This window comes from Onishia taeanensis (genome assembly GCF_900100755.1).
GTDB lineage: Bacteria > Pseudomonadota > Gammaproteobacteria > Pseudomonadales > Halomonadaceae > Onishia > Onishia taeanensis.
Map to the genome: position 1 here is coordinate 111,338 of NZ_FNCI01000009.1, position 9,774 is coordinate 121,111.

Genomic DNA, 9,774 nt, shown 5'->3' on the forward strand with positions numbered 1-9,774 from the left:
CGGCCGAGTCGATCCCGCCACCTGAAGTGGCGCTGACTGCCGCTCTTTTTAGCCCCGCTTCAACAGCCGGTCGAGCTGGCGAAAGCCGATGGCCTCCATCAACTCGGCTCGTCCGGGGCGAGGTTCGCCGGCAAGATCGGCAAGCGTCAGCGCCACGCGCAGCACCCGGTGATAGGCCCGCGCCGAGAGCGATAGCCGCTCGAGCACGCTGGCAAGCCAGGCTCTGTCGGCGGCTTCCAGGGCGCAAGCGGCTTCCAATTCGCGCCCCGGCAGATGGGTATTGAGGGCACCGCGCTCGGCCTGTCGGGCCCGGGCGGCGATCACCCGCGCCCGCACCGTGGCCGAGTCCTCGCCGGGCTCACTCGAGGTCAGCTGTTCGGGCGCCAGCGCCGGGACTTCGACCTGTAGATCGATACGGTCGAGCAGCGGCCCGGACAGCCGCCCCTGATAGCGCTGAATCTGTGCGGCGGTGCAGTGGCAGGCCCGCCGCGGGTCACCGAGATAGCCGCAAGGACAAGGATTCATGGCCGCGACCAGTTGGAAGCCGGCCGGGTAACTGCGCTGCTGGCTGGCCCTGGCGATATGGATCTGCCCGGACTCCATGGGCTCGCGCATCACTTCGAGCACATGGCGGGAAAACTCCGGCAGTTCATCCAGAAACAGCACCCCGTGATGGGCAAGCGAGATTTCACCGGGGCGCGGCTTCGAACCTCCGCCCACCAGCGCCACGGCACTTGCCGTGTGATGAGGCGCGCGAAAGGGCCGCTGCCCCCAGTTGTCGCGCAATCCAAGCCCGCACACCGACCGAATCGCCGCCACCTCGAGCGCCTCATTCTCGGAAAGCGCCGGCAGAATGCCCGGCAGACGGCTGGCCAGCATCGTCTTGCCGGTGCCGGGCGGCCCCGCAAACATCAAGTTATGCCCGCCGGCGGCCGCCACCTCGAGGGCCCGGCGCGCCTGATGCTGGCCGCGGACTTCGGCGAGATCGGCGCTGACCGCAGCAGGCGGCAACGGGCTTGATAGGCGATGGGGCGTCAGCGGCGTCTGCTTCACCAGGTGCGCGACGACTTCGAGCAGATGGTCGGCGGGCAATACCTCGAGGCCGCTCACCAGCGCGGCCTCATCGGCATTGGCGCGGGGCACGATCAGCTTGCGGCCACGCGCCCGCGTGGCAAGCGCCACGGGCAGCACCCCCGGCACCGGCCGCAAGCGGCCGTCGAGCGCCAGCTCGCCTAAGCATTCCAGATCAGTCAGGGATTCGGCGGGAAGCTGGTCGGAGGCGACCAGGATGCCCAGCGCGATCGGCAAATCGAAGCGCCCGCCTTCCTTGGGCAGGTCGGCAGGCGCCAAATTGAGGGTAATGCGCCGCGTGTTGGGAAACTCGAGCTGGGAATTGACCAGGGCGCTGCGCACCCGTTCGCGGCTTTCCTTGACCGCCGTCTCCGGCAGGCCGACCAGGGTCAGGCCCGGCAGGCCGTTGGCCAGATGCACTTCAACCAGCACTTCCGGGGCTTCGAGGCCAAGACTCGCCCGACTCGAGATGATCGCCAGTGTCATACGCGTTCCTTGCGTAGCTCAGTGTCTCTTCCTAGACACTAGCGCAAGACATGGCTACCTGTCGCTGACACTGAGATGACAGTGCGGGCCTCAGTGCTGGTCCGGGGACTTCTTGTCGGCGGAGGGCTTAGCCGCCTTGTCATCACTGGGGGACGCTTCGCCGGACGGCGACTCATCCAGCGCCTCAGGGGCAACCTCTGCGGCTTCGGCTGCCAGCGGCGTTTCAGCAGGCGCCGAGGAATCGCGCTCGATGGCGGCCTCCAGCGCGGCCACCTGTTTCTCCAGCGATTCGACCCGTGAGCGGGTGCGCTGCAGTACATCCATCAGGATGTCGAAGTCCTCGCGGGTCACCAGCTCCATGCGCTCGAAGGCACTTCGCACCACCTGTTGAACGCTGCGCTGCAGCTCCTCGGGGGCGTGGGAGGCGCCCTGCAGGCGCTCGCCGAGCTGCTGGGCCAGACGGCTAATACGATCATTCGTCACCATGGGTCGCACTCCTGTCGGTCAATGTCGATGGCTGGTAACAGGATACGCAAGGCACGGCGATCACGCATGCACTCTCCGCCCCTCCAATACCTAATCCTCTGTAGTGCGCTTGCCGGGCGCTTAATGCACCCGGCAAGCGCACCGCCGGAATGCATTGGCACCAAAATAGTGCGCAAACGCATGCTGCATTGCGAGGTCATTTCTCCCCCAAGCGGAAGAAACCTTACATCTTATTGATTTATTGGAATTAAACAGGAAGTGGCACGCTATGCGCTAAGCCTTGGTTACGCACCACCAAGAAAGTGAAAGCACGCCAACGACAACCCCTTTCAGTGGGAGACACGGAATGAAACTCATCACTGCCATCATCAAGCCGTTCAAGCTCGACGATGTCCGCGAGGCGCTGGCCGACAACGGCGTCCAGGGCATCACCGTGACCGAGGTAAAAGGCTTCGGCCGCCAGAAAGGCCACACCGAGCTCTATCGGGGCGCCGAGTACGTCGTCGACTTCCTACCCAAGGTCAAGGTCGAGATCGCTGTCGATGATTCACGACTGGAAAGCGTTCTCGAGGCCATTCGCAACGCCGCCAACAGCGGCAAGATCGGCGATGGCAAGCTGTTCGTCACCCCACTGGAGGATGTGATCCGCATCCGTACCGGCGAGCGTGGTGCCGACGCGGTCTGAGCCGCTTCGCCCAAACGCAGGGCACTTTTGCATAACATCCTAACCCCATAACGCGAGTACCACCGTCAGCGTCACAACGACATAAGGCAGCGCTGGCCTAGGAGAGTACCCTATGATCGAACTATCAGAGCTGACTTACGCGCTCGACACCTTCTACTTCCTCATCTGCGGCGTGCTGGTGATGTGGATGGCCGCTGGCTTTGCGATGCTTGAAGCTGGTTTGGTCCGTTCCAAGAATACCGCCGAGATTCTGACCAAGAACATTGTCCTGTTCGCCATCGCCTGCACCATGTATCTGGTGGTTGGCTACTACATCATGTACTCCAGCGGCGCCGGTGGCTTCCTGCCGAACCTGGGCTTCCTGATCGGTAGCGAAAACACCCTGGACGCCATCACTGCTGGCGGTGACGACGCGCCCTACTACTCAATGCGTTCTGACTTCTTCTTCCAGGTGGTATTCGTGGCGACCGCCATGTCCATCGTCTCGGGGGCTGTCGCCGAGCGCATGAAGCTGTGGGCCTTCCTGGCCTTTGCCGTGGTCATGACGGGCTTCATCTATCCGGTGTCTGGCTACTGGACTTGGGGCGGCGGCTGGCTGGCCGAGGTCGGTTACTCCGACTACGCCGGTTCTGGCATCGTGCACCTGGCCGGTGCGGCCGCAGCACTTGCGGGTGTGATCGTACTGGGTCCGCGCAAGGGCAAGTACGGCAAGGATGGCTCCATCTACGCCATTCCTGGCGCCAACATGCCGCTGGCGACCCTGGGTACCTTCATCCTGTGGATGGGCTGGTTTGGCTTCAACGGTGGTTCTGAGCTGAAGCTGTCCGACGCGACTTCCGCCAACAACGTGGCTCAGGTATTCGTGAACACCAACGCCGCGGCGGCTGGCGGCGTGATCGCGGCCCTGATCCTGGCCAAGCTGTGGTTCCGCAAGGCCGACCTGACCATGGCCCTGAACGGCGCCCTCGCTGGCCTGGTGGCCATCACCGCCGATCCGCTGTCGCCCTCTGCCCTGGGCGCTGCCTTCATCGGCGCCATCGGTGGCCTGATCGTGGTGGTCTCCATCGTCAGCCTCGACAAACTGAAACTCGACGACCCGGTTGGTGCCATTTCGGTGCACGGTGTGGTCGGCATCTGGGGTGTCCTGGCGGTGCCGCTGTCCAACGACGGTGCCTCCTTCGGCGCTCAGATCATCGGTATCGCCGGCATCTTCGCCTGGGTCTTCCTGGCCAGCCTGGTAGTGTGGCTGATCCTCAAGGCCGTCATGGGCATTCGAGTCAGCGAAGAAGAAGAATACGAAGGCGTTGACCTGGCCGAGTGCGGCCTGGAAGCCTACCCCGAGTTTTCCGTCGCCAAGAAATGAGGCGACACACCGAGTGAGCTGGCGTGCTCCCCTGGCCCCCTAACGGGGGCCTTTTTTATTCCCGCTCGGTGCGGTGTATGCTTGGGTGTATGTCTGCGGGATATGCCCCTTCGCCCCGCGCCAACGAATGCAAGGAGAATGACCATGAAACTGGTGACCGCCATCATCAAGCCGTTCAAGCTCGACGACGTACGGGAAGCGCTTTCCGAGATCGGGGTGCAGGGCATCACCGTCACCGAGGTCAAGGGCTTCGGCCGCCAGAAGGGCCACACAGAGCTGTATCGTGGCGCCGAGTACGTGGTCGACTTCCTGCCCAAGGTGAAGCTCGAAGTGGCCGTAGATGACGCCATGGCCGAGCAGGTGATCGACTCCATCACCCAGGTGGCCAACACCGGTAAGATCGGCGATGGCAAGATCTTCATTTCGCCGCTGGAGCAAGTCATTCGTATCCGTACCGGCGAGACCGACAAGGACGCGGTTTAAGCGCGAAGCTCGAAGCTCGAAGCTCGAAGCTCGAAACTCGAAGCTCGAAGCTCGAAGCTCGAAGCTCGAAGCTCGAAGCTCGAAGCTCGAAGTCATCATAAACAGCACCGCCCCCAGACGCTTGCGCCTGGGGGCGGTTTTTTACAACTTCAAACTTATGGCTTGCAACGCCAGAGCGCGGGCTTACTTCTCGACGAAGGCACGCTCGATCACGTAGTCGCCGGGCTCACCCAGGCGAGGAGAAATCTTGAAGCCGAGATCGTCGAGCAGGGCACTGGACTCGTCCAGCATCGCCGGGCTGCCGCAGATCATGGCGCGGTCCTGCTTGGGATCGAGCGCTGGCAGGCCGGTATCCTCGGCGAGCTTGCCGCTGCGGATGTGGTCGGTCAGGCGGCCTTGGGTGTGGAATTCCTCACGGGTCACCGTCGGGTAGTAGACCAGCTTCTCGGCAATCTCTTCGCCCAGATACTCGTGTGCAGGCAGTTCCTTGGTGATGAAGTCGGCGTAGGCCAGTTCGCTGACGGTACGCACGCCGTGGATCAGCACGATCTTTTCAAAGCGCTCGTACACCTCCGGGTCCTGGATCAGGCTCATGAAGGGCGCAAGGCCGGTGCCGGTGGACAGCAGGTAGAGGTTGCGGCCCGGCAGCAGGTCATCGGTGACCAGGGTGCCGGTGGGCTTGCGGCTGACCATGATCTGGTCGCCGACCTTGAGGTGCTGCAGGCGTGAGGTCAGCGGGCCATCGGGCACCTTGATGCTGAAGAACTCAAGGTGATCCTCGTAGTTGGGGCTGGCGATCGAATAGGCGCGCATCAGCGGTTTGCCATCGACCTCGAGGCCGATCATCACGAACTGACCGTTCTTGAAGCGCAGGCTGCGCTCGCGGGTGGTCTTGAAGCTGAACAGGGTGTCGTTCCAGTGGTGGACGCTCAAGACTTCTTCCAGGGCAAACTTGCTCACGACCGACTCCTTATGGGTTCGAGGCGGCTATTCCAAAAACGAATAACATCGCCGTAAAGATCAATGAGTAAAGTCTAAGCATCGGCAACCTATCTGTTAAATGGTTTGTATGGATAACACTTATCTATAATACCGATATAGCCCCAGCGGAGTGTGACCATGCGCTATACCCTGCGCCAGCTCGAAGTCTTCGTCGCCGTCGCCCAGCATGAGAGCGTCTCCCATGCGGCCCGGGAGCTGGCCCTGTCCCAATCGGCCGCCAGCACCGCGCTTTCAGAGCTCGAGCGCCAGTTCGACTGTCAATTGCTCGACCGGGTCGGCAAGCGCCTGAAGCTCAACGCCCTAGGCTTTCAGCTGCTACCCAAGGCGGTGGCGCTGCTCGACCGGGGCGAGGAGATCGAGGAGCTACTGCGCGGGCAGCGCGGCATCGGCTCGCTGGATGTCGGCGCTACGCTGACCATCGGCAACTACCTGGCCACGCTTTTGATCAGCGACTTCCTCAAGGCGCACCCGGACAGCCGGGTGCGCCTGCAGGTGGGCAACACCCGCAGTATCATCGAGCGGGTGGCGCACCATGAGCTTGACCTGGGACTGATCGAGGGCGACTGCCAGAACGAGTCCGTGGTCATGCAGCCCTGGGTGGAGGATGAACTGGTGGTGTTCTGTGCACCCCATCACCCCCTGGCGGGAAGCGAGGCGCTGGACATCGATCAACTGCTGCGGGAGGACTGGATCATGCGCGAGCGGGGCTCAGGCACTCGCTTGACGCTCGAGCACGCCGCCCGCCATCGCCGTGGGCGCTTCAACATCCTGCTGGAACTCGAGCATACCGAGGGGATCAAGCGGGCAGTGGAGTCTGGCCTGGGCATCGGCTGCGTATCGCGCCTGGCTCTGCGCGATGCCTTCAGGCGGGGTAGCCTGGTAGAGCTTTTCACCCCCGAGCTCGACCTGCGTCGCCAGTTCTCCTTCATCTGGCATCGTCACAAGTACCTGACCACTGGTATGCGCGAATACCTGAAGCTGTGCCGGCAGATGACGGCGGGCGTCCAGCGCAGCGATGAAATTCCACTGCCCCTGACGCCCTAACGGTTACACAGCGCTTAAAGGTCATCCTTTGAAGCGCCGAGACCAGCGCATGCCAGGCCTCGGGCTCGTGCTCAGGCTTCTTGAGGGGCGGCCAGGGCCGGCCGCTCTTGACGGTCACGAAGGGTGAACCCGGACACCGCTTCGTTTAACCGATTCGCCTGGTCCTTCAAATGCTCGGCGGCAGTGGTCGACTCTTCGACCAGGGCGGCGTTCTGCTGGGTCATGCGGTCGAGCTCCGACACCGCCTGATTGACCTGGCCGATACCATCGCTCTGCTCGCTGGTGGCAGCGGTGATCTCGCCCAACACGTCGGTGACGCGCGTAACGCTGGCGACAATCTCTTCCATGGTCTCGCCGGCGGCGCGCACCTGGGCCGCGCCCTCTTCGGTACGCGCGCTCGATGTATCAATCAGGCCCTTGATTTGCTTGGCCGCCTCGGTGGAGCGACTCGCCAGTTGACGCACCTCGCCGGCCACCACTGCGAAGCCACGGCCCTGCTCACCGGCACGCGCCGCCTCGACCGAGGCGTTCAGCGCCAGCAGGTTGGTCTGGAAAGCGATGCCATCCATGACAGTGATGATCTCGCTGATCCGCGCCGAGGAATCACGAATGCCCTGCATGGTGTCGACCACCTTGCCGACTGCCTCACCGCCCTGGCGAGCCACCGAGGACGCCGATTCGGCCAGCCCATCGGCCTGGCGCGAAGCCTCGGCGGTGTGCTCGACGGTGCTGGTGATTTCTTCCATGGAGGCCGACGTCTGCTGCAGGCTGGACGCCGCATTCTCGGTGCGCCGCGAAAGGTCCTGGCCGCCATCGGCGATTTCGGTGGCAGCGATCCGCACCGATTCACTGCTGTCGCGCACGTCGAGCAGCACATCGTTGATCTTCTCGACGAAGGCATTGAACTGCGTAGCGAGCTCAGCGGTCTCGTTGCGCCCTCGAACCGGCAGGCGGACGGTCAGATCACCTTCTCCGGAGGCGATGTCACCCATGCGTTCGGCGAGCTGGCGCAGCGGCCGGGCGATACTGCCGCCCACCACATAGCTCGCCAGCAGGCCGAGCAGCGCAATCACCAGCCCCATCAGCAGCATGCCAACCAGGTCCGCATCGCGTTGTCCGGCGAGCTCGTCATGCAGGTCGATAAGCCCAGCCATGACCGCCTGCTCGGGGAGCGTCATCGACAATACCCAGGTCTCACCGCTGTCCCCGATAGTGAAAGGCTGGGTTACCTCGAAGCTTTTTTGCGCCTCATCAAAAACGAAGACCGCCTCACCGGCGTCACGGGCCGCCGTGAGCCGCTTTTGCATGCCCTCGCCGAGCACCTCGTCGGCCAGCTTGCCAAGCCCCGCAGCATCGGCCGTGGCGCCTGCCAGCACGCCGCGTGAGCCAACCAAGCTCATTTCCCCGGCGCCCGAGTAGAGCCCGGCATTGGCCTTTTCCAGCAGGCCCTGCAGGAAATGCACGTCCAGATCGACACCGGCAACGCCGCGAAAATCACCATCGACAAGGATCGGCACGTTGAAGGAGGTCACTAGATAGCGCTCACCGCCATAATCGTAATAGTGCGGGTCGATGATGCAGGGGCGCTTGGTTTCCTTCGGGCAGAGGTAATACTCTCCGGCACGAATGCCCTCAGCGTTACGCTCCTCACTTTCCATGCTGCCGCCCAGCGGCAATACCTCGATCTGCCCTTCTCCGCTTCGGTACCACCAGGGCATGAAACGGCCGCTGCCGTCGTAGCCCTCGTCGGTTTTGCCGGCGAAAACAGCATCGTTGCCAAACGCATTCGGCTCCCAGCCTATGAAGGCATCCAGCAAATCAGGGTTCTCAACGACCAGGTTGTGGGTCAGGTTCGAGAGTTCATGACGGCCAAGGCTCAGGCGTGGCAGACCCTCTGCATCGCGCTGGCCCATCAGGGCATTGGTATCGGCCAGTTGCTCGGCCAGCAGCAAGGCACGCTCGAGGCGACGCTGAATATCCTGACTTTGGGCCTCGGCCAGCACCAACAAACGCTCTCGGGCGTTGTCGCGTAACAGCTCACTGGCTCTGTCTTCAATGAGCGCCTGGGATCGGGAGTTGGCAATCATTGAGTAGCTCACCAAGGCAGCTACCAGAATCAGTATGCAACTCCCCACCAAAAGGGTGACGAAGGAACGTAGGGACTTGAAGCGCATTAGTTTTATTCTCTTCAGGGCGTGGGTAACAGGATGCGATGCTCAGGCAGTTGGGCAAGACAAGGGGGACTGGAGCACTGCCCAACGGCTCAGCCGGAGTAACGACTCAAGAAACCGCTCACGTAATGACTCTGGTAACGCCTTGAGTAGCGACAACGAAAAGCTCACCTCATGAACCGAGAGCGACGGGGCAGACACTTTCACCCTTGGCTTACACACAACGTCTATCGGCGTCGATGCACGCGACTTTAGGCACACGCCACGCTCAAGCACGCCATGCAGCGAGCATCGACGCGATAGGCGACGAAGGCGATTGACACCAACCATCGAGGTCAGAGAAAGGTAGAGAGGACTCAACGATGAGGCAGAGGGCCCCGGCTGGGGCCCTCCTAGGAAGAAAAATGGCGCCTAGCGGTCAGGCATAGCCGAGACTGGCGTGCCGACGCGACGCTCCACCGGCATCGTCGAGCCGGGGCAGTGCCCCACCCTGCGCGGCCTGGGCCTGCTCGCTTAGGGTGAAACCGGCGACTGCCTCGGTGAGCCGGTCGGCCTGGTCCTTGAGTTGCTCGGCGGCGGTGGTCGATTCCTCGACCAGGGCGGCGTTCTGCTGGGTCATGCGATCAAGCTCCGACACCGCCACGTTGACCTGGCCGATGCCGTCGCTCTGCTCGCCGGTGGCAGCGGTGATCTCACCCAGCACGTCGGTGACGCGCGTAACGCTGGCGACGATCTCGTCCATGGTCTCGCCGGCGGCCCGCACCTGGGCTGCACCCTCTTCGGTACGCGCACTCGAGGTATCGATCAGCCCCTTGATCTGCTTGGCGGCATCAGCGCTACGCCCGGCCAGCTGACGCACTTCACCGGCCACCACCGCGAAACCGCGGCCCTGTTCGCCGGCACGCGCGGCCTCGACCGAGGCGTTCAGCGCCAGCAGGTTGGTCTGAAAGGCGATGCCGTCCATCAGCGTGACAATCTCGCTG

General features: G+C 63.0%; 9 protein-coding genes. 4 read left to right on the plus strand and 5 right to left on the minus strand.

Annotated features, from left to right (window positions below; all coding sequences use genetic code 11):
• Positions 1–48: 48 nt before the first annotated feature.
• Positions 49–1,557 (minus strand): YifB family Mg chelatase-like AAA ATPase, encoded by a 1,509-nt coding sequence (locus BLR71_RS12060; RefSeq protein ID WP_092526616.1) that lies wholly within the window; start codon positions 1,555–1,557, stop codon positions 49–51.
• A 90-nt stretch (positions 1,558–1,647) separates the two neighbouring features.
• Entirely contained in the window at positions 1,648–2,043 is a 396-nt protein-coding gene (locus tag BLR71_RS12065; RefSeq protein WP_092526619.1) for an accessory factor UbiK family protein, read from the minus strand.
• Between the two features lie 346 nt (positions 2,044–2,389).
• Here BLR71_RS12065 and BLR71_RS12070 point away from each other — a divergent pair, with 346 nt between their 5' ends.
• From BLR71_RS12070 to glnK, 3 genes are all read left to right on the plus strand, one after another.
• Positions 2,390–2,728 (plus strand): P-II family nitrogen regulator, encoded by a 339-nt coding sequence (locus tag BLR71_RS12070; RefSeq protein WP_092526622.1) that lies wholly within the window; start codon positions 2,390–2,392, stop codon positions 2,726–2,728.
• Positions 2,729–2,840: 112 nt separating this feature from the next.
• Positions 2,841–4,091 (plus strand): ammonium transporter, encoded by a 1,251-nt coding sequence (locus BLR71_RS12075; RefSeq protein ID WP_092526626.1) that lies wholly within the window; start codon positions 2,841–2,843, stop codon positions 4,089–4,091.
• A 144-nt stretch (positions 4,092–4,235) separates the two neighbouring features.
• Positions 4,236–4,574: a P-II family nitrogen regulator gene (glnK, locus tag BLR71_RS12080; RefSeq protein WP_092526629.1), complete on the plus strand. Its 339-nt coding sequence runs from the start codon at positions 4,236–4,238 to the stop codon at positions 4,572–4,574.
• A 183-nt stretch (positions 4,575–4,757) separates the two neighbouring features.
• On the opposite strand, the gene BLR71_RS12085 is transcribed toward glnK, so the two are convergent.
• Positions 4,758–5,534 (minus strand): ferredoxin--NADP reductase, encoded by a 777-nt coding sequence (locus BLR71_RS12085; RefSeq protein WP_092526632.1) that lies wholly within the window; start codon positions 5,532–5,534, stop codon positions 4,758–4,760.
• 159 nt (positions 5,535–5,693) lie between these two features.
• Between BLR71_RS12085 and BLR71_RS12090 the strand changes: the two genes are divergently transcribed.
• Positions 5,694–6,620 carry a LysR family transcriptional regulator gene (locus BLR71_RS12090; RefSeq protein ID WP_092526635.1) on the plus strand — a complete coding sequence of 309 codons (927 nt, stop codon included), beginning with the start codon at positions 5,694–5,696 and terminating at the stop codon, positions 6,618–6,620.
• A 71-nt stretch (positions 6,621–6,691) separates the two neighbouring features.
• Here BLR71_RS12090 and BLR71_RS12095 read toward each other — a convergent pair whose 3' ends face one another.
• Positions 6,692–8,794 carry a methyl-accepting chemotaxis protein gene (locus tag BLR71_RS12095; protein ID WP_092526638.1) on the minus strand — a complete coding sequence of 701 codons (2,103 nt, stop codon included), beginning with the start codon at positions 8,792–8,794 and terminating at the stop codon, positions 6,692–6,694.
• A 415-nt stretch (positions 8,795–9,209) separates the two neighbouring features.
• The coding region (locus BLR71_RS12100) for a methyl-accepting chemotaxis protein (protein ID WP_245696428.1) at positions 9,210–9,774 on the minus strand (565 nt) is incomplete at its 5' end.

What these genes read in the sequence shown, in the direction of transcription:
- BLR71_RS12060 (WP_092526616.1), bottom strand. Translation starts at nt 1,557, where the DNA reads ATGACACTGGCGATCATCTCGAGTCGGGCGAGTCTTGGCCTCGAAGCC.
- BLR71_RS12065 (WP_092526619.1), bottom strand. Translation starts at nt 2,043, where the DNA reads ATGGTGACGAATGATCGTATTAGCCGTCTGGCCCAGCAGCTCGGCGAG.
- BLR71_RS12070 (WP_092526622.1), top strand. Translation starts at nt 2,390, where the DNA reads ATGAAACTCATCACTGCCATCATCAAGCCGTTCAAGCTCGACGATGTC.
- BLR71_RS12075 (WP_092526626.1), top strand. Translation starts at nt 2,841, where the DNA reads ATGATCGAACTATCAGAGCTGACTTACGCGCTCGACACCTTCTACTTC.
- glnK (WP_092526629.1), top strand. Translation starts at nt 4,236, where the DNA reads ATGAAACTGGTGACCGCCATCATCAAGCCGTTCAAGCTCGACGACGTA.
- BLR71_RS12090 (WP_092526635.1), top strand. Translation starts at nt 5,694, where the DNA reads ATGCGCTATACCCTGCGCCAGCTCGAAGTCTTCGTCGCCGTCGCCCAG.
- BLR71_RS12095 (WP_092526638.1), bottom strand. Translation starts at nt 8,794, where the DNA reads ATGCGCTTCAAGTCCCTACGTTCCTTCGTCACCCTTTTGGTGGGGAGT.